This window comes from Aquirufa sp. ROCK2-A2, from assembly GCF_054558485.1.
The window spans coordinates 85184-105193 of the sequence record NZ_JBPXKA010000001.1 but is presented as its reverse complement, the minus strand read 5'-3'; the positions used below and the strand labels follow the sequence as shown (position 1 = coordinate 105193).

The window sequence follows — 20010 nt, the reverse complement described above, 5'->3', positions numbered from 1 at the left end:
ATGTAAGACGTAAGAGGGTAATTCACTTATGTCTTACATCTTTACTATACAAGTATCCAGAGCCATCGCTGCTCCTTCATTTTCACTAATTTCTACAGCCAATTTTCTAGAATAGTATGGGCTCGGTGTTTTAACAAAATACCAATTAGATCCTTTCCAAGTGCTAAGCCAATAGGCATTCTTCCATTTTAGATTAGCTCCCAAAAACACCGCATCTACTTTTTCTATATTCCATTTTTCTGAAGGTTTTTGTAAGTAATAAAAACGTTTGCCTTTCCAATTCCACCCAACATTCACATTTGACCTCAGCTGTTTCACCAATGTATCCCGAATATGATGATAGGAACATAATGGCGAAATATGAGCCTGCAGCCATGCTCCATCGTTGATCATATTTTTAGATCCAAACACAAAGGCTTTACCTCGATCTATTTGAATAATCACAAGTTCCTTTTTATAAACAGCATAATAGGCCAATTTTTGCTGTGAAATATTTCTTGGGATTAGATATTGATGGTAAAAAATTAAGGTTAATAAAATCACCACGTTACCATATAGTAAATACTTAATTCGGTAATGTCTCCAAATTTCTAACATCACTAAAAAGCATACACATAAAATCATTTCCCAATATTCCATTTGAAGAAATGGAATGACTGGATTGACTCCTTTTACCACATAAAACATCAGCGCGTGTAGTACATCAAAACTTTTGTCCAATAAAAATCCTAAACCATCATATAGCCAATCCCAGTGAAACTGAAAAAGTAATTCCGAAACCGATACAAACAACAATCCAACACATAAGGAAATCGAAGATAGTAAAATCAAAAAAGGGTTTAGAAGAAAAAAGTAAAAAGGATGTGGGATTTGATGGAAATAATAAATCACCAAAGGCAAAGTGAAAATTTGAGCTGCAATGGCAACCATGGTCAAATTCCATAGCTGCGTTATTGAAAAATTTAAAAGTCGATTTTTCATTTTCAGCTGAAGTAATTTTGCGAATTTTGATTGGTAAATCAATAAACCTAAGACGGCTAAATAAGATAATTGAAAGCCACTTTGGTACAAATTATTTGGATCAAGGACAAGCAGAATAAAACAAGAAAATGCCAGAATATTGATGGTGTTTTGTTGAAATTGAAAGCATTTGGCAAAAAGCATCAAGGAAAACATCCAAGCTGACCGTAAAACCGGTGCAGAAAAGTCCGATATACCCGCATAAAGCCAAAGTAATATCATCATGAATGCAAAAAATAACCAAGTGCCCCATTTGCCTTTTTTAAGCAAAAAACCAAAAATGAAGCTTAATCCCATATACAAAAGTCCCACATGCATTCCAGAAACCGACAAAATATGTATGGCACCCAAAGAAGCATAACTTTGCATGGTTTCAAAATCGATGGATGAACGTGCTCCCAATAACATGGCTGAAGCAACTTCTCTATTCCTCTCCGACTTCAAGGTTTGATTTAAATGATACTTCAAACGTTGTTGAATCTGATAAAAAAACTGCTCAAAGTTGAAATTGGGACTAGCTTGACCTAGTTGAATAAAATCCTGCCCCCTCAGAAAAACATTTCCAACAATACCTTTTCGCTGATAATACTCTTTCCAATTCTGCTCATTGGGAAACATAGAACTTGCAATAGGTTTAATTCGTGCGATGGAGAGATACTCATCCCCTATTTGTGGCTGATGATGTTGGATAGGAATATAAATTTTTAATTTTCCAGAACTCTTTTTCCAATGTTCAGAATACTTACAAGCAGTGATATCACCAATCAAGGACCAAGATTGTTGCTTCAATTGGGGAACTTCTCTAACCCGAAACACAAATGCTTGGCTATTTAGATTAAATGGTTGATTTTGTTTTAAGAAAATCGAAGAATTATAGAAAAAAGAGAGTCCTGAAAACACGCAAAATAACAAAAAGGATAACCGTAAAACCTGCTTAGGAAAAAAAAGAAAACAAACAAAAGCACTAGCAACAAAGGCGATAAAAATAGGCCAGGAATAATGATAAAAAGAATCAGCAATGACTATTCCAAATACCCAATAAAGGACAATGCGCAGGAAAGGGAAACGAACAAATAATGAATACAATGGTTAGGCGGATTTTGCCTAAAGGTAGAATTTTTTCTGAGAAATAAGCTGCTCTACATTATCAGGAAGTAGATATTTAATAGAACTACCATTTTTTATGCATTCCCGAATATAGGTAGCCGAAATATGTAAAATTGGTGCAGAGACAGTCAAGACTTTAGGATGATTCCATAAATCAGAACTTTTATCCTCATCCCTTGGATAAACAATCAACTGAAAATAATCAAGAATCTTATCATAATTTTTCCAACTTTTAAATTGCTTCAAGTTATCTCCCCCAATGATTAAAGAAAATTCATGTTCCAGATGTTTCTCAGATAAATGAATTAAAGTATCAATGGTATAGGAAGGCTTGCTTAGTTGAAATTCAATATCACAACTCTTAAATTGAAAATTATCTTCAATGGCACGTTCAACCATATCCAATCGATCAAATTCATGTAACAGAGTTTTGCTTTTTTTATGCGGGTTTTGGGGGGAAACTACAAACCAAATTTGTTTCATATCAGTCTGATTAAGCACTGCTTGCGCAATGATTAAATGCCCATGGTGAATGGGATTAAACGAGCCGAAAAACAAACCCACTTTCATATTAGTTGGTAAAATTTGTAAACAATTCTTGCGCTTCCTTCACTGCCTTTTCCAATTCATCATTGACTAAAACTACATCAAATTTATCTTGAAAAGACCATTCGAATTTCATTTTAAAAATCCGTTTCGATAAAGATTCTTCTGTTTCAGTTCCTCTTGCCCTTAATCTATCTTCTAAAATTTCTAAACTTGGAACTTTAACAAAAATAGCCAAAGCCCTTTCTTTGTAATAATTTTTCAAAGCCAAACCTCCCTTAACATCCACATCAAAAATAACATGTTTACCAGATTCCCAAATACGTTCAATTTCTGATTTTAACGTGCCATAATAGGCTCCAGGATATACTTCTTCCCATTCTACAAAGGCATCTTCGTCTATTTTTTGACGAAATTCATCTGGAGTCATGAAGTAATAATCTTGTCCATTTTGCTCTGAACGACCCCGTTTATCACGAGTGCAGGCAGAAATAGAAAAACCCAAATTAGAATTATGGGCCAAAAGTTCTTTAACAATGGTTGTTTTACCAGACCCCGAGGGCGCAGAGAATATGATTAATTTACCTTCCAAATTTTTCGCTTTTAATAAGCTAGCAAAGTAACGGAATTAAGATGGAAATTAGGATTAAAATTAAAAAAAGTTTGGCTTTGATTTGTTCAAAAATCGAATCTGGACATTTTTGATGACATTTTGACTTGATAGCTTTTTTTAAGCTCAATTCTAATTCGTAGCCTTCTTGGCAAGGTAAACATTGATCCTTATTTGCTAAAAATGCTGCTTCTTCCTTAGAAGTAGCTTCTCGATCCAATATCCTTTGAATCAATTTCATGCAATTTTTATGATGCTCACAACTCGTTTTCATTTATTTAATATTTCTCTGTTCAATGGATAACACTAACATAATTACATAAGTTCCAGCTCATCTGACAAACTGTCAGAGCCATAACCTCTCTTTCGTGCATAATCGGCTAATTTTTCTTTTAAAACCGCCCTTGCTCGGTGCAAACGTGAACGTACCGTTCCGATAGGGATATTTAATATTTTTCCCATTTCCTCGTAACTAAATTCTTCTAAATCACATAAAATAATAATCATCCGAAAATCGACAGGTAAAGCCTGAATAGCAGCTGTAATTTCATCTCCTAACATCTCATTGACTGATTCAGCTTTTAAATCTGCTTGAAAAGCCGGTTCCGAATCCTCATCACCTGCATAGGATTGTTCTACCCATTCAAATTCTACTTTGGAAGGTCCTCGTGATTTTTTTCGGTAATCATTGATGAAATTATTCTTTAATATTCTAAATAGCCATGCTTTGGCATAGGTTCCTGGCTCAAATGAGTCGACAAAACGATATGCCTTTAAACAGGTGTCTTGCACTAAGTCATTGGCATCATCTTCATCATTGGTTAATCTTAATGCAAAATTGTACATCGCATCAAGATGAGGCATAAATTCCTTTTCAAAAACCTCCTTAGCTTTACTCGGAGGAGTGATTGTTTCTTCTACTTGGACTTCCATGAGATCGTATTTAATCATAAAAACAATTCGTATTTCTATGAACGAAACTTGTCACTACAAATTTGAAACCAAAGGATATATTATGACAAAAGAGGTAATGAGTAAGAAAAAAGGGAAGAAAGAGAAATCATGAAGAGCGAAAAGAGAAAAAGAGAAAAATAGATGTGCTTCGACAAGCTCAACAACTAGGCAATAGATGAGAACGTTGGCTGAGGCTCGAGAAGCAAAAAACAGCAAATTGCTATCACTTAATTTTATCAAACAACTTAACTATTAAACCCTTAAATTGCAGGGGGTAAGGGGCCCCATTCCCCATAAAAAATGGCCATCGGATTTGCTAATTGAAAACTTATATTTATTACCTATTAACTGATTTTTTCTACCCTTTAATCTTTTTGATACTTCAGGGAAGCAAGGTGGGGTGAGGAAATAGATAATAGGTAATAATGCGAATCAAGAGTCAAAATCCTATTTGAAAAAAAATCCATGGTAGTCGGGTTTAATAATCGTTGTTCCTTTTGTATTAATAACAAATTCCTTATTTCGCATTAATACCTATTACCTTTTACCTATCAATGCCATTTATTGGCTAATTTATTTTTTAAGGCATTTCTTTTTTAGAAAAGAAGAAACAAAAAAACTTATTTTGTGCCAGTTAATCCAAGACGAATCAATTTAATTATGAAGTTGAATTATGAGCGTTTTTAAAAATTCATAACTCATAATTTAATTCTTTTCTTTCGTCGGATTAACCATGAATGACGAGATATAATTAGCTTTAAGAACAAAGGTTTTTATGATTACGAACAGTGGCTGTACGCGGTTACTAACTCTGTCAAAGTATGGTTAATGAGCTTACCGAAGTATCGAAGCCATGTTTATAATGATTGTTTCAAAGAGCAGCAATAAAAAAATAATGATAATTTCAGTTATAAACATATGTTTAAAAGCGAATTTGAATTTGTTATTTCCAAAACACTTTTATAGAAATGCAATTGATAGGCTAATTCTATTTAGATGGTATTTCATTTTTTTTGCTTAATTCCCAGCAATAGGTCAGATTTAAAATTATTCCACTTCATTTTTGGAAAATAATTCCAATACCACAAATAGAACCAAATTAAGTACTGAACTGCTGATTGCGCGAATTACACTTATACCTAAAAGAGATGAATCGCTTGATTCTAATAAGAATATAATCAAATGGTGAATGATTAAAAGAACAAAAACATAGGGTAGAAACCACAACCAAGTCATGTCTTTTAAGCTGATTTGAGACCTCTCATCATATCCATTTGCAGGTGTTAGTTTATTGATTAAATAAGGCCTTAGATAGGCGATGGCTACACAAGCAACAGCATGAATACCATGTGTATTGTAAAAAATATCCACCATCCAACCTAGCGTAAAGGCTAGTAAAATTAATGGTACCGGCTTAAATTCAAATGGTGCTTTAAGGATAGACCAAAGATAAATAAAGCAAAAGGCATAAGACCCGAAACTTAAATCCCTTAAAAAGACAATTTGGCAAACAATCGTAAGTAAAACTGCTAAAAAAGTTCTGAAATTGAATTTAAATGCCATTACTATTCTGTTTTTGGAATCGATTGGTTTAATTTCTCTTGTTGCCAAGCCAAGGAATTCTTGATCACATAGACATATTGAAGCGTTGAAAATTTGGTCATCAACATCAATTTTATGTCATGAAAATTTCCATCTTTTTTCAAACCCACCTTGGCGACAATCCCAATGGGAATATTCGGAGGAAACACCGCGTTATAATCGGACGTAACAATGGTATCTCCTCGAACTACTTTTTTGTATTTGGAAACATCCATTAAGTCTGCCACTTCCGTTTGAATGCCACCCCATTTGACATAACCAAGTTCTCCATTGGATTTTATTTTCGCAGAAATGGAATTGGAGGTATTTAATACCGAAATGATAAGTGACAAATCCTTAGAACATGACATCACTTTCCCAACTACACCTGTAGAAGAAATCACAGCCATTCCAGGACGAATACCGTCAGACAATCCTTTGTCAATCGTTAAATAATTCTGAGTCAGAGCTGTACTCTGATCCACCACCTTCGCTAAGGTTGCTTGATATTTATTTAACGAAGCCAAACTCGCAAAATAAGGTATTTCACTTTTGGGATGAATTTGTGATTTTAATCGAAAAAGTTCATTTCGAAGTTGGGTATTCTCCATGGCAAGTGTTTGATTAACCACTCGCAAATTATGATAAGTTTTGACTGCGTCAACATCCTCCATGATGCTAGCCACCCACTTATTAGTGGTATTAAAATACAAGGTATGTTGGTAATCATTGTACTTGAATACAGACCAAAGACTGACCAATTCCAATATAACGAACAAAAGTAGTGTCCTTTGTCGCAATAAAAATTGGAATAATTGAATCATAAGTAAATGGAGCTAAATAAGCGACTAGGTAATTAAAACAGGCTTATATTTTTCTAGATTTTTCAAGATTTCACCAGTTCCACGAACAACGGCTTTCAAAGGATCGTCTGCAACGTGCACTTTCAATTGCGTTTTCTTTTCAATACGTTTATCCAATCCATGTAACATAGCACCACCGCCCGCAAGATGAATTCCATTATGGAAAATATCACCTGAAAGTTCCGCTGGAGCTCTTTGAAGCGTCTCCATAATGGCAACTTCGATTTTGGTAATTGAACTATCCAATGCATAAGCAATTTCAGAATAGTTAATCAAAATTTCTTTAGGTATACCGGTCATTTGATCTCTACCTCGAATTTCAAAATCAGCAGGAGGATTTTCTAATTCTGGCAAAGCCGCCCCTACTTGAATTTTAATTTGCTCAGCAGAACGCTCACCGATAACCAATTTATGTTCTCTTAATAAATAATCTTTGATGTCACGCGTAAACTCATCACCAGCCACGCGGATTGAATTCTCTACAACGATGCCACTCAATGAAATGATAGCAACCTCAGTTGTACCACCACCAATATCAACCACTAAAGAGCCATTCGGTTGTTCAATATCAATTCCAATTCCAATAGCAGCTGCAATTGGCTCATGAACCATATAAACTTCTCTAGCCCCAGCATGTTCAGCCGAATCCTTTACCGCTCTTTTTTCTACTTCGGTGATTCCTGAAGGAATACAAATCACCATACGTAGCGCTGGAGTAAAAAATGAATTCCCTTTATCCATCATTTTAATTAAACCACGCATCATTAATTCGGCCGCGGTAAAATCAGCGATAACGCCATCCTTCAAAGGTCGAATGGTTTTTATATTGTCATTGGTCTTTTCATGCATCATCATTGCTTGACGACCCACCGCTAAAACTTTATTGGTATTTCTATCTAAAGCAATTATCGATGGTTCATCTACAACCACTTGATTTTTGTGAATAATTAAGGTATTTGCTGTACCTAAGTCGATCGCAATGTCCTTGGTTAGAAAATTAAATAATCCCATGAGTTGTTTCTAAAATATTGGGTAATAACTAGCTTGCTAAAAGCTAATTAACAAATTTACTTATAAAATATGAGCTAATAATTTATTTTACATGAAATTTCTACCATTCCTCAAAATAATTATAAATCTGCCCTAACGTATCATTGTGATACTTTAAAAAAACTATTATTCACTTTTATAAGTTTATTACAAATATTTCTCGTCGATTCATTTCCACTTTTGGTCAAAAAAAACAGTAAAATAATTTGGAATTATTACTTGATTTATTAGTTTTGTCCAAATTAATTTAAAAATCCGAGTAGAAATCGGAAAAATCTCTTCAATATGGAAGATTATAACAAGATAATTGAGTCCTTAGGCGTAAAATTCATTAAGTCTAGAAACATTAGAATATTACAACCTATACGTATCAAAAATTTCTACGATGTTGAAAATTCACTCTTGATTTTGTACAAAGGCGAGGTTTCGTTTGGAGAAGAAGATACTTCTGTAGAAGAAGGTGATATGCTTTTTATCCCAGGTGGAAAAATGGTTAGCGTTACCTACGGTAATTCCGAAAAACCAAAACCCGTGAACAACGAAGAATTCATGACGCATCGTGAATTATATTTCGATTTGAACATGGATGCTAATGCCATTGGAAAGCACGAAAATTCTTTTGGGATGGTGGCTTTTGAAGCAAAGGTTTTTGATTCAGTGAATTTCTTTACTTCTTTGGACATCCCTCCTTTCTTGATTAAGAAGGACGAAAAATTGGCTCAGACGATCAAAGAAATTTTAACAGAAGATTTATCTGACCAATTAGGAAAAGGACGTATCATCAAAATCAAAACGGAAGAAATTGTTATCGAAATCATTCGATACATCATCCAAAATAGATTATTCGTTGAGCAATTAGCCACCAATAGTACTTATTTCAAAGATCCTCGTTTAATTGATATTTTTGCTTTCATCAAAGATCATTTGGGTGGTGATTTATCAAATAAAGTTTTAGCCAATGTGGCCAATGTATCAGAAGATTATGTTGGACAATATTTCAAAATGCTAACAGGGATTAATCCACAGGATTATATCGAGTACCAAAGAATGGAAGCTGCAGTTGGACTTTTACGGACAACTAAAAAATCCATTCGTGCGATTGGCTCAGAAGTAGGATACAAAGACACTGCGTATTTCTGTCGTCGTTTTAAAATGATGTTCGGAATTCCAGCTGGAAAAATGAGAAGAAGAGAATCCTTAATGAATATTTAAGTTCTTATAGTTACTAACATTAAAAAAGGCCATCTGTCAACTGACGAATGGCCTTTTTTTATTTTAAATAAATTAAAATCTAAACAAAATATTTCAACTTCACTAATTCACGTTCTGTCAAATATCTCCAATTACCTCTTGGTAAATCTTTCTTGCTTAAGCCCGCAAATGACGTTCTGTCAAGTTTGGTTACTTCATAACCTAGGTGTTCAAAGATTCTTCTAACAATACGGTTTTTACCCGAATGTATTTTCACGCCAATCACATAACCGTCAGGTGTTACCTTAGCTAATTCATCAACTTTGATTTCGCCATCTTCTAATTGCAAACCTGCAACTATTTTCTCGAAATCTTCATCACTTAATGGCTTATCCAATTCCGCTTGATAAATTTTAGTCACTTCGTTCGAAGGATGAGTCAATTTATCCGCTAATTCGCCATCATTTGTTAACAATAACAATCCTGTCGTATTTCTGTCCAAACGACCTACCGGATAAATTCTTGCTTCACCAGCATTTTTCACCAATTCCATCACCGTTTTACGATCATTCGGATCTTCCGTGGTGGTTAAGAAATCTTTAGGCTTATTCAATAAAACATAAACTGGTTTTTCACGATTCAATTTACGATTACCATATTTAACAATATCCGTAGGGCCAACTTGGTATCCCATTTCTGTGATTACTTTGTTGTTCACTTTTATTTCTCCCGCTTCAATTAATTTATCCGCATCTCTCCTTGAACATATTCCCGCATTGGCAATAAAACGGTTCAAACGAATAGAATCATTTTGACGTTCTTCTTTACGCAAAACCCGTTGTACACGTGCTGGCGCATTTTCTTTAAAACGATCTAATTTATATTGAGGTGTGTAAGCAGGTTTTTCCTCAAAACGATTTCTACTTTTGAAAGTCTCCTTTTTGGAAAATTTCACCGGACGACCATCTCTAGTTCTTGGTGCCTCCTCTTCACGTGGTACACGCGGAGTAAATGAAAATTTCGGTTCGCTGCTTGTTCCATCCTCATTGGCTGGTACATTTTCAAATGAAGTATTTTCAGGTCTTTTATCGTCATAACGATTGTTTGGACGATCAAATCGATTAGAGCGGCTTCTTTCGCCATCAAATGGTTTACGATCACCTGAATAAGGCTTTCTTTCGCCGTCAAATGGTTTACGATCGCCTGAATAAGGTTTTCTTTCGCCGTCAAATGGTTTACGATCGCCTGAATACGGTTTTCTTTCGCCGTCAAATGGTTTACGATCGCCTGAATATGGTTTTCTTTCGCCGTCAAATGGTTTACGATCGCCTGAATATGGTTTTCTTTCGCCGTCAAATGGTTTACGATCGCCTGAATATGGTTTTCTTTCGCCGTCAAATGGTTTACGGTCGCCTGAATACGGTTTTCTTTCGCCGTCAAATGGTTTACGATCGCCTGAATATGGTTTTCTTTCGCCATCAAATGGTTTACGGTCGCCTGAATACGGTTTTCTTTCGCCGTCAAATGGTTTACGATCGCCTGAATATGGTTTTCTTTCGCCATCAAATGGTTTACGATCGCCTGAATATGGTTTTCTTTCGCCATCAAATGGTTTGCGATCGCCTGAATATGGTTTTCTTTCGCCATCAAATGGTTTACGATCGCCTGAATATGGTTTTCTTTCGCCATCAAATGGTTTACGGTCGCCTGAATATGGTTTTCTTTCGCCATCAAATGGTTTACGGTCGCCTGAATAAGGCTTTCTTTCGCCATCAAATGGTTTGCGATCGCCTGAATATGGCTTTCTTTCTCCGTCAAATGGTTTGCGATCTCTGAAATTTCCTGTGCTTGAACTTCGTGGGCTAGAATTGCCATCACGACTACCGAATCGGTCGCCTCCGCGACGATTGGAATTTTCTGAACCTCTTTTTTCGCTTGAAAATCTGCGAGGTGAATCCGAACGACTATTTTCGTCCTTGTTAATTCTTTTTCTCATATTAGTTTACAACATCACTGCTGGATAATTTTTATAGACACGTTTGTCTATTTTATACTTCGATTTTCGAAATTTATGCAAAGGTACGAGAAATAAATGAGCATAGCTTATTACATTTGAAAGAACTTTTCCACATTATGAAATTCGCCGACAAAATTTTTACAGGAAATACAGGAATAAAGACCTTATTTTACTCTATTTTGACCATTTTGATCCTTTCGTGCCAAGGTGATGAATTTCAATTTCATCAAGCACAAAAACAGTTTGATAAAGGGGAATACGATCTAGTCATTCAAAAATTAAAACCTTTGGCAAATAAAGGTTTTCAAATCGCTGAAACCAATTTTTTAATTGCCGAGTCGTATAGATTATCCAACCGAATCAATTTGGCATTCAATTATTATCAAACAGCACTTGAAAAAGGCAACACCGATAAAATGATTCCTTATCATTTGGCATACTCTGCCAAAGCTAATGGCAATTACGAAGCTACTAGAAAGTTCCTAACTCAATTTATTCAATCCAAACCCAACAAAAGTTATCGATTGAAATCCGAGATTGAATTGGAATATTTACCGCAAATTCCAGAATTACAAAAGAAAATAAGTCCGGTTGACATTCAAAACTTAAAAGGAAACACGGCTCAGGCTGAATTTTCCGCACGTAAATTGGGAGAAGATTTGATCATTTCTAGTACACAAAAACCCGAAGTTTATAAGAATAATGGATTACCATTTGTAGGACTGTATAAGGCTACTCTTAAAAATCCTGATGAAATAGGGAAAATGGAATTGTTTAGTTCCCAAATTTTCAAAGAAAATGCGAACGAAGGGACACCTGCATTTTCAAAAGATGGAAACACCGTTGTTTTTGCTAGAGGAAATACAGGAAAAAACAAAGATGTTTCTCCCGATGTGGATTTATACATTTCCAAAAAAGACGGTGCAAATTGGTCAATACCTGAAAGATTAAGCATATCCGATTCCATTGCATGGGATGGAAGTCCGAGTTTTTCTTCTGATGGCAAAACGCTGTATTTTAGTTCCAATAGAAGAGGAGGTAAAGGTGGCTTGGATTTATACCGAGTGGCCATGGATAATTCGGGTAGATTTGGAAGGCCGATTAACATGGGTTCTTCCATAAACACTCCCGGAGATGAAATTTTTCCCTTCGTTTCAGAAGATGGTAAAATGTATTTTTCATCTGATGGCCATCCGAGCATAGGTGGTTTGGATTTATATGTAGCAACAAGAAACGATGATGATATAATAGTGGAGCATTTAGGTGTACCCATGAACTCGATATCAGATGATTTTGGTATTATATTGGTGGATGAAAACCATGGTTATTTTAGTTCAAATAGACCAGGAGGGAAAGGAGATGATGATATTTATTATTTCTCAGGCAAAGGTCCAGAAGACAGATGGTGGTCCAATGAAGCTCCTCCACTCGCCAAAGATGAGGAAGACAAAATTGTTCATTATAGTTTAAAAACTCAATTCATTGATCCTACAGGAAAACCAATTGAAGGAGTTAAATTTTCTTTGAGAAGAAATGGGCAAACGGTCGAAGGAGGTAAAAGTGACAAAAAAGGTTTTGCTCCTAATCTAGAATTAGCTCCCAATGATGAATTAGATTTCTTAAGTGAAAAAGAAGATTATTTAACAAAGCGTTCGAATTTTTCCATGGAAGGAAGAGAAATCCCTGCAATTTTATTAAAAAAAGAAATCACCGACACCACATTTACCTTCCAGATTGTGATGGACAAACCTGAAATTGGAAAAGAAATCACTGAATTGTATCAAATAAATCCGATTTTTTACGATTTAGACAAATCCGATATTCGAACGGATGCCACGGAAGAGTTGGAGAAAATTGTTCAATTCTTAAAAGATAATGAATATGTATCCATCGAATTAGGTTCTCATACAGATTCCAGAGCTAGCGCGGCATACAATATTAAACTGTCTCAACGAAGAGCTGAATCTGCGGTGAAATACATTACAGGCAGAGGAGTTAGTGCAGAAAGAATAAAAGCCAAGGGATATGGGGAAACTCAATTGATCAATGAATGTGGAGATGGAGTTGATTGTTCTGAAGAACTACATCAACAAAACCGTCGAACAGAATTTAAAATTACCCAAATTAAAGAGGATTAATATGTCAACGTATTTATTAAAAAATGGTCAAATCGTTAATGAAGGCAGAATTATTCAAGCCGACATTCGTATTTATAACGGTAGAATAGACCGAATTGACGCAGAAATAAAACCCAAAGGTGATGAACGAATCATTGATTTAAAAGGGAAACATGTATTTCCTGGCATGATTGATGACCAAGTTCATTTTAGAGAACCGGGTTTAACTCATAAGGCTACTATCGCGAGTGAGGCTAGAGCTGCAGTTGCAGGTGGGGTTACCAGCTTTATGGAAATGCCCAATACGGTGCCCAATGCATTGACTCAAGAATTATTGGCAGATAAATATGCCATAGCGAGTAGAAGTTCCCTTGCTAATTACTCCTTTTTTATGGGAGCTGGAAATGATAATTTGGAAGAGGTTTTACGAACCTCCAAAACGGATGTTTGTGGAATTAAAATTTTCATGGGATCATCCACTGGAAATATGTTGGTAGATAATATTAAAACCCTTGAAAATATATTTTGTCAGAGTGAGATGCTCATCGCCACTCACTGCGAAGATGAACCAACGGTAAAAGCAAGAACCGAATTATTTAAATCGCAATTTCCAGAGGAAGCTCCGGCTTATATTCATCCTTTAATTAGAAATGAAGAAGCCTGTTATTTATCTAGTGAAAAAGCCATTGAATTAGCTAAAAAATGTGGCTCCCGATTGCATATTTTACACATAAGTACGGAAGAGGAATTGGCTTTGTTTGACCACACGATTGCCTCAAAAGACAAAAAAATAACGTCAGAGGTTTGCGTACATCATTTATGGTTTGACGCTTCGCAATATGACGAATTAGGTAATTTGATTAAGTGTAATCCAGCCATCAAAGATGCTCGACATAAAAATGCCTTACGAAAAGCATTGCTTTCAGGGCATTTGGATATCATTGCAACAGACCATGCACCACATACTTGGGAGGAAAAACAACAAAATTATTGGAAATCGCCTTCTGGTTTACCCTTGGTTCAACATCCCTTATTAATGATGATTGAGTTATCAAAAGAAGGCCATTTATCATTGGAAAAAATAGCTGAAAAAACAGCTCATGCGGTTGCCGACATCTTTCAAATTGAAGATAGAGGATACATTCGTGAGGGTTATTGGGCGGATTTAGCGATTGTAGATTTGGAAAAACCACATCAAGTAAACAAAAACTCCATTCATTACCAATGCGCTTGGTCACCTATGGAAGGTCATACTTTTGCCAGTAGCATTGAATACACCTTTGTTTCAGGTCATTTGGCCTATTCATTAGGTACTTTCGATGAATCGAATTTAGGTAGAAGGTTATTATTTCAGCGAGGTTAATTGACATTAGATGAAAACCACCTTACAAGCATACTATAGTCCCAATGCCATAGAAGCTGGATTAGATGAAGCTGGAAGGGGTTGTTTGGCGGGGCCAGTGGTAGCGGCGGCCGTTATTTTACCCAAGGATTTTCATCATCCATTATTGAACGACTCAAAGCAACTAACAGCAAAGCAGAGGGATCAATTGCGAAAAGAGATTATAGAATTCGCTATCGATTTTGCAATTGCGGAAGTAGATGCTGAGACAATTGATCAAATTAATATTTACAAAGCGAGTGTATTAGCCATGCACCGTGCTGTTGATCAATTGAAACAAATTCCTGAGCATCTGTTGGTCGACGGAAATAGGTTTATTAGCTACCCTTTGATTCCACACACTTGCGTTGTCAAAGGTGATTCCAAGTTTTTTTCCATCGCCGCGGCATCCGTTTTAGCCAAAACCTATCGGGATGAATGGATGGAAAAAGCTGCTCTAAACTATCCAGAATACGCTTGGGAGCGAAATGCAGGATATCCAACCCTGCATCATAGAAAAGCAGTTTTGCATTTTGGCCCTACTCCTTTGCACCGAAAAACATTTCGTGTAGAATTAAAAGAAAAAGATTAATTTCATAGTCATATTTGTTTCAACCTAAACCTTAATAGCTTGCGTCATTTTACTTTATTTATTTTGTTGTCAATACTAATTTCTCCTATTCTATTATTTGGACAAAGTGAGATATATAGTAAATCGAAAAAATCCCAAATGGCGGAACGTATAAAAACATTGAGCCAAAAAGCGGATAGTATTTCAAAACGCAGTTTTCGGATTGCCAAGGAAAGGGGAATCAAGCTCAAGGATACATTAAGTAAGGATCGCGTCTTGCATTTTCAACAGATCAATGAAATCGGGGAAGCACTTTATATAGGCAATCACTCCAACGCAATAGCTGCTAATCAGACCAGAACGAATCAATTGTATATGGATGGAATTTTAGGATTGAATCTCACGGGAAAATCCGATACTATGTCCGGGAAATTAGGTATGTGGGATGGTGGTGGAGCGATGGTCAATCATCAAGAATTAATCGGACGTGTCACTACCGAGGACGCAGGAATAGCTTCAGACTCACACGCCACTCACGTAAGTGGAACGTTAATTGCCCAAGGAATCAATTCCAATGCAAAGGGAATGTCGAATGGTGCCAATGTTCGGGTTTGGGATTTTAATGGAGATGCCAAAGAAATAAATGAGAATTCGAAAAGTCTATTGGTTAGCAATCATTCATATGGCTATGTAGCAGGTTGGGAGTTTAGTGACACCAAGAATAAATGGGTTTGGTATGGATATGACAAAGTAAGCAGTACGGAAGATTATAAATTCGGTTTTTACGATGACAATACAGCGGCTCTTGATCAATATGCTTATAATGCTCCCAAATTTTTAATGTTTAAGTCGGCTGGGAATAATCGTAATTCAAATGGTCCGACTACTGCAGGAGAATTATATTATTTGCATACCCCTATCAATGGAGTAGATACATCTCGCGTGGCTAGATCGAAAAATAATTCATATGATATTATTTCGACCACCGGAAACGCCAAAAATATTTTAACGGTTGGTTCGGTAGATTTAATGGGTTTTGCCCCTACCAAGGCATCTGATGTGACTATTTCCGCATTTTCGAGTTGGGGTCCTACAGATGATGGAAGAATTAAGCCTGATATTATGGGAGTAGGAACTAATATTTATTCGACATCAAATTCCTCTACAACAGCCTATGCCACCTCTAGCGGCACATCCATGTCGAGCCCCCAAGTTGCTGGATCAGCTTTTTTACTTCAACAATTATACAATCGTCTAAATAATAATAATTTTATGCGTGCAGCAACCTTGAAAGGATTGCTTTTGCATACGGCGATGGACATTGGACCCCTTGGTCCGGATTATAAATCTGGCTGGGGATTGCTGAATGCTGAAAATGCAGCCAAAGTGATCATGAACAAAGATAATTCGTATAAAATTATTGAAGGTACTTTGGCCAATGGACAATCAGGAAGTATTCCATTGATTGCTTCAGGAAAAGGGGATTTGACGGCCACAATTTCATGGACAGACCCTGAAGGTAAGGTTGGGTCAGCTATTCTAAATGACCGAACGCCTCGATTGGTGAACGACCTTGACATTCGAATCAAAGATAATGCGGGCACCTATCTTCCATTTATTTTAGATCCGGCGGCACCAGCCAATTTGGCCAAACCGGGTGACAATATTCGTGACAATATTGAGAAAATTATTATCGTTGGTGCGATACCTGGAAAAAGTTATGAGTTAAGTTATTCTCACAAAAAAACGTTAAAAGATAATGCACCGCAAGATTATACGATTATTTTGTCGGGTATTGGAGGTCAAAAATATTGTTCATTAAGCAATACAAATCCAAGTAATGCTGTTCAATCCATTTCTTTGAATAAAAATATCTTTACTTCTTCTTCCATAAGTGATTTTATGGATAAACCATTCATTACCGAATTAGGACAAACTATTCCTGTTGAAATAACGTTTAGTGATGCACAAGCTAAACATTCTAAATTGTATGTCGACTGGAATCAAGATGGAGATTTTGATGATTTAAATGAATTATGTCTTAATACCGGCAACATTACTACTTCTACTTTTTCGAGTACATTTCAAATTCAATCAACAAGTTCAATTAATCAGTATTACCGCATTCGACTTGTTACAGAATTTGGTTCTAACAATAGCTTAGCGAAGTCGTGTGGTTCTATCTCTGCCGGTGAGGTAGAAGAATATTTAATGCAAATTACAGAACCTTCCAATGATGTAGGAGCTTTAAGTTTCAGCCAATCAACTCCCAAAATTTGTGCAACAAATGGCAGCATGACTTTTATTGCCAAAGTGAAAAATCATGGAACTGCTGACCAAAACGAGGTAAAAGTCCTATTGAAAATAACGCAAAAAGGACAAACGATATCCACATTAACTGGCACCATTCCTACTGTTTATTCTAAAACGGAGGAAGAAATTGCATTGACCGGATCGATGGTCTTGAATGCTGGAGAAACTTACCAATTTGAGTTATCCACGAATTTAACCAATGATCAGAATGGGCTAAATAATAATTACTTAAAAGAAATTACAGTAGATAATCCAAATCCACCTGTGGTGAGTGGGGAGTATTGCACGGGAGCGAGCACGCTAACTTTAAGAAGTACGGATCCTAACGCACTTTGGTACAATAACAATATGTTGGTTGGATCTGGCCAAACAGTTTCTTTACCCGCAAATAAGCCTTACTTCGCTGCCAGTGGCGACTTTTCAGCATCTTATGGACCGAAAACAAAAAAAGAATTTGGATTAGGAAGTTATTACGCCAATTTTGGCCCGATTCCAATCGTAGATGTAAAAAGTCCAATCGTTTTAGAATCTGCCAGAGTCTATGTGGGAACCTCAGGCACAATTGTGTTTAGTGTTTATGACTTTAATACTGGCATGTTGGTGGGATCTGTAGTAAGAGAATTAACAGCAACACGTATTCAAAAGAATATTCCAACCGATCCAAGTATTCAAATACCGGACGACAAAAATGATCCAGGACAAATTGTCCAATTGAATCTTTCTTTCCCTGCAGCTGGCTCTTATGCCATCACTCAAGAATGCTACAATGGGGCAAGTATTTACCGAAGTAATCGATCTTTAAAAGATACCGCCAATGCAGTTACAAACATTGGTTATCCTTACGAAATATCCAATGTCATCAAGATGGATGGTGTACTTTACAACAATGAGATAATCCAATCAGGTTACTATTACTTCTACGACATGAAGCTCCGCTCTTACAATTGTGCGACCAAACGTGTGGAGGTCCCGGTAAAAGTAAACACTTCTCCTATCATTAAAATAACTCCCAGTGGTAAGAAAACCATTTGTACCTCCGATCAACCTAGTTTAGCCATTGTTGCAAATTCAGGTGACAATCCAAGTTACCAATGGCAATTGAATGGCGCGGATATCAAAGGAGCAACGAATTCGACCTATACAACTAGTTTGTCAGGTAAGTATTCTGTCAAAGGAAGTGTTTCCGGAGGAGCTTGTCCTGCCATTTCAGATACATTGGATTTGAAATTCAGCACCCCGATTCCGCCATTTATTTCCTACAGTCAAGGAATTTTAAGTACCTCCGCTGGAACCAATATTCAATGGTTATTGGGTGGATCTGCGATTCCGAATGCCAACAGCAATAAATACATCCCAGTTACGTCAGGAACCTATAAAGTTCAGCTAAAAGACACGAATGGTTGCCTAGCAACTTCTGATATCATTAATGTCAATATATTAGCAACCGAAAACGAGAATCCATTCAAGCAGATTGTGGCATTTCCAAATCCCGTTAGCCAATCCATTAAAATAGGATTACCAGATGGATTAACTGCTAACATGTATGATGTTGAAGTGATGGATATAGAAGGAAAATTAGTATTAACCAAACAATGTGTGGTAGATTCAATTGAGAAAACCATGTCATTGGATGTATCCAAATTAAGCGAAGGAACTTACATTTTACGTATTCCTGCTACCCAAACACAAGCGGTTAAGATTATTAAATTTTAACTAATTTCCTGCCAAAAGAAGCTCCTTTAAGCATTTCCGATAATTCATAAGGGGCTTCTTTCAAGGTAATTTCTTGAACAATGCTAGAGCAATCGATTGACCATTCGTTAGCAAATTTCTTCCATATTTCAGCTTTTTTTTCAGCAGTAGCATCTGCAGAAAAAATTCCTAGTAAACGAGCTCCCCTTAGGATAAAAGGATAGATTTGTAAATTTAAATCCGTTCCTGAGGCCATCCCACAGGCAGCAATGGCACCTGAAAATTTCAGCGATTTTAACAGTTTAACCAAGACTTCCCCTCCAACAGTATCAATGGCTCCAGCAAATTGCATAGGATACATGGCACGGTGTTGTTCCAACAAAAAATCTTCACGAAAAATCACTTCATCTGCCCCAAGATTCAACAAAAATGATTTTTGTCCTTGCTTGCCTGTCAAGGCTATCACTTTATAACCTAGCTTTTTTAAAAGTAATATACTCAGCATACCCACTCCGCCAGTGGCGCCTGTCACGACAATCGGACCAGAATGTGTTTGAATATTATTTTCTTGTAAAGCACTTAAAGCCAATCCAGCAGTTAATCCTGCAGTTCCCAACTCCATGGATTTTCGAAGTCCCATTTTAGGAGGAAGTGGCAACACCCAATTAGCTGGCACCGAAATTCGCTCGGATAAACCGCCGTTGGTATTCATGCCTAAGTCAAAACCTGTGACAAGTACTTCTTGCCCCTGAATAAATCTTCCAGAAGAATCACTCAGCACTCGGCCAGCCGCATCAATTCCTGGGATATGAGGAAATGTTTTGGTAATTCCTTTATGGCCATTAGCGGATAAGGCATCTTTGTAATTCAATGAAGAAAAATCAACTTGAATCATCACTTCATGCGAAGACAAAAAATCAATGGGAAGCGTTGCTAGATCAGTTAGATATTGGCCTGAATCAACTTCTTTAGTCAATAATGCGTTAAATGAATCCAT

Annotated in this window: 15 protein-coding genes; 5 read left to right on the top strand and 10 right to left on the bottom strand. The window is 36.4% G+C overall.

Annotation, left to right across the window (positions count from 1 at the left end):
• Positions 1-33: 33 nt before the first annotated feature.
• From V7S76_RS00515 to V7S76_RS00480, 8 genes are all read right to left on the bottom strand, one after another.
• The gene (locus V7S76_RS00515) at positions 34-2106 is read right to left on the bottom strand and encodes a ComEC/Rec2 family competence protein (protein WP_459508040.1); all 2073 of its coding nucleotides are present in this window, start codon (positions 2104-2106) and stop codon (positions 34-36) included.
• Positions 2107-2124: 18 nt separating this feature from the next.
• Complete coding sequence (gene nadD, locus V7S76_RS00510; RefSeq protein ID WP_459508039.1) at positions 2125-2697, bottom strand: nicotinate (nicotinamide) nucleotide adenylyltransferase; 573 nt, start codon at positions 2695-2697, stop codon at positions 2125-2127.
• A gap of 1 nt (position 2698) precedes the next feature.
• Positions 2699-3265, bottom strand: coding sequence for a guanylate kinase (gmk, locus tag V7S76_RS00505; RefSeq protein ID WP_459508038.1), 567 nt, complete (start codon positions 3263-3265; stop codon positions 2699-2701).
• Positions 3266-3284: 19 nt separating this feature from the next.
• Positions 3285-3557 (bottom strand): phosphohydrolase, encoded by a 273-nt coding sequence (locus V7S76_RS00500; protein ID WP_459508037.1) that lies wholly within the window; start codon positions 3555-3557, stop codon positions 3285-3287.
• 41 nt (positions 3558-3598) lie between these two features.
• Entirely contained in the window at positions 3599-4216 is a 618-nt protein-coding gene (locus V7S76_RS00495) for a sigma-70 family RNA polymerase sigma factor (protein ID WP_459508036.1), read from the bottom strand.
• A 1068-nt stretch (positions 4217-5284) separates the two neighbouring features.
• The gene (locus tag V7S76_RS00490) at positions 5285-5800 is read right to left on the bottom strand and encodes a hypothetical protein (protein ID WP_459508035.1); all 516 of its coding nucleotides are present in this window, start codon (positions 5798-5800) and stop codon (positions 5285-5287) included.
• Positions 5801-5802: 2 nt separating this feature from the next.
• Positions 5803-6642, bottom strand: coding sequence for a rod shape-determining protein MreC (mreC, locus tag V7S76_RS00485; protein WP_459508034.1), 840 nt, complete (start codon positions 6640-6642; stop codon positions 5803-5805).
• A gap of 24 nt (positions 6643-6666) precedes the next feature.
• Positions 6667-7692, bottom strand: coding sequence for a rod shape-determining protein (locus tag V7S76_RS00480; protein WP_459489653.1), 1026 nt, complete (start codon positions 7690-7692; stop codon positions 6667-6669).
• A 324-nt stretch (positions 7693-8016) separates the two neighbouring features.
• Here V7S76_RS00480 and V7S76_RS00475 point away from each other — a divergent pair, with 324 nt between their 5' ends.
• The gene (locus V7S76_RS00475) at positions 8017-8943 is read left to right on the top strand and encodes a helix-turn-helix domain-containing protein (protein WP_459508033.1); all 927 of its coding nucleotides are present in this window, start codon (positions 8017-8019) and stop codon (positions 8941-8943) included.
• A 79-nt stretch (positions 8944-9022) separates the two neighbouring features.
• On the opposite strand, the gene V7S76_RS00470 is transcribed toward V7S76_RS00475, so the two are convergent.
• Positions 9023-10918, bottom strand: coding sequence for a pseudouridine synthase (locus V7S76_RS00470; protein WP_459508032.1), 1896 nt, complete (start codon positions 10916-10918; stop codon positions 9023-9025).
• A gap of 137 nt (positions 10919-11055) precedes the next feature.
• Between V7S76_RS00470 and V7S76_RS00465 the strand changes: the two genes are divergently transcribed.
• The 4 genes from V7S76_RS00465 to V7S76_RS00450 all read left to right on the top strand — a co-directional run bounded on the left by V7S76_RS00465 (position 11056) and on the right by V7S76_RS00450 (position 19034).
• A complete protein-coding gene (locus V7S76_RS00465; protein ID WP_459508031.1) occupies positions 11056-13077 on the top strand; it encodes an OmpA family protein in 2022 nt (673 codons plus the stop codon).
• A 1-nt stretch (position 13078) separates the two neighbouring features.
• Complete coding sequence (locus V7S76_RS00460; RefSeq protein ID WP_459508030.1) at positions 13079-14419, top strand: dihydroorotase; 1341 nt, start codon at positions 13079-13081, stop codon at positions 14417-14419.
• 10 nt (positions 14420-14429) lie between these two features.
• Positions 14430-15029 carry a ribonuclease HII gene (locus tag V7S76_RS00455; RefSeq protein WP_459508029.1) on the top strand — a complete coding sequence of 200 codons (600 nt, stop codon included), beginning with the start codon at positions 14430-14432 and terminating at the stop codon, positions 15027-15029.
• Between the two features lie 138 nt (positions 15030-15167).
• On the top strand, positions 15168-19034 hold the full coding sequence (locus V7S76_RS00450) for a S8 family serine peptidase (protein WP_459508028.1): 3867 nt from the start codon (positions 15168-15170) through the stop codon (positions 19032-19034).
• Here V7S76_RS00450 and V7S76_RS00445 read toward each other — a convergent pair.
• Complete coding sequence (locus V7S76_RS00445) at positions 19024-20010, bottom strand: YhdH/YhfP family quinone oxidoreductase (protein ID WP_459508027.1); 987 nt, start codon at positions 20008-20010, stop codon at positions 19024-19026. The two genes, V7S76_RS00450 and V7S76_RS00445, sit on opposite strands and share 11 nt — an antisense overlap.

What these genes read in the sequence shown, in the direction of transcription:
- V7S76_RS00460 (WP_459508030.1), top strand. Translation starts at nt 13,079, where the DNA reads ATGTCAACGTATTTATTAAAAAATGGTCAAATCGTTAATGAAGGCAGA.
- nadD (WP_459508039.1), bottom strand. Translation starts at nt 2,697, where the DNA reads ATGAAAGTGGGTTTGTTTTTCGGCTCGTTTAATCCCATTCACCATGGG.
- V7S76_RS00490 (WP_459508035.1), bottom strand. Translation starts at nt 5,800, where the DNA reads ATGGCATTTAAATTCAATTTCAGAACTTTTTTAGCAGTTTTACTTACG.
- V7S76_RS00475 (WP_459508033.1), top strand. Translation starts at nt 8,017, where the DNA reads ATGGAAGATTATAACAAGATAATTGAGTCCTTAGGCGTAAAATTCATT.
- V7S76_RS00470 (WP_459508032.1), bottom strand. Translation starts at nt 10,918, where the DNA reads ATGAGAAAAAGAATTAACAAGGACGAAAATAGTCGTTCGGATTCACCT.
- mreC (WP_459508034.1), bottom strand. Translation starts at nt 6,642, where the DNA reads ATGATTCAATTATTCCAATTTTTATTGCGACAAAGGACACTACTTTTG.
- V7S76_RS00445 (WP_459508027.1), bottom strand. Translation starts at nt 20,010, where the DNA reads ATGGATTCATTTAACGCATTATTGACTAAAGAAGTTGATTCAGGCCAA.
- V7S76_RS00500 (WP_459508037.1), bottom strand. Translation starts at nt 3,557, where the DNA reads ATGAAAACGAGTTGTGAGCATCATAAAAATTGCATGAAATTGATTCAA.
- V7S76_RS00450 (WP_459508028.1), top strand. Translation starts at nt 15,168, where the DNA reads ATGGCGGAACGTATAAAAACATTGAGCCAAAAAGCGGATAGTATTTCA.
- V7S76_RS00465 (WP_459508031.1), top strand. Translation starts at nt 11,056, where the DNA reads ATGAAATTCGCCGACAAAATTTTTACAGGAAATACAGGAATAAAGACC.
- V7S76_RS00455 (WP_459508029.1), top strand. Translation starts at nt 14,430, where the DNA reads ATGAAAACCACCTTACAAGCATACTATAGTCCCAATGCCATAGAAGCT.
- V7S76_RS00495 (WP_459508036.1), bottom strand. Translation starts at nt 4,216, where the DNA reads ATGGAAGTCCAAGTAGAAGAAACAATCACTCCTCCGAGTAAAGCTAAG.
- V7S76_RS00480 (WP_459489653.1), bottom strand. Translation starts at nt 7,692, where the DNA reads ATGGGATTATTTAATTTTCTAACCAAGGACATTGCGATCGACTTAGGT.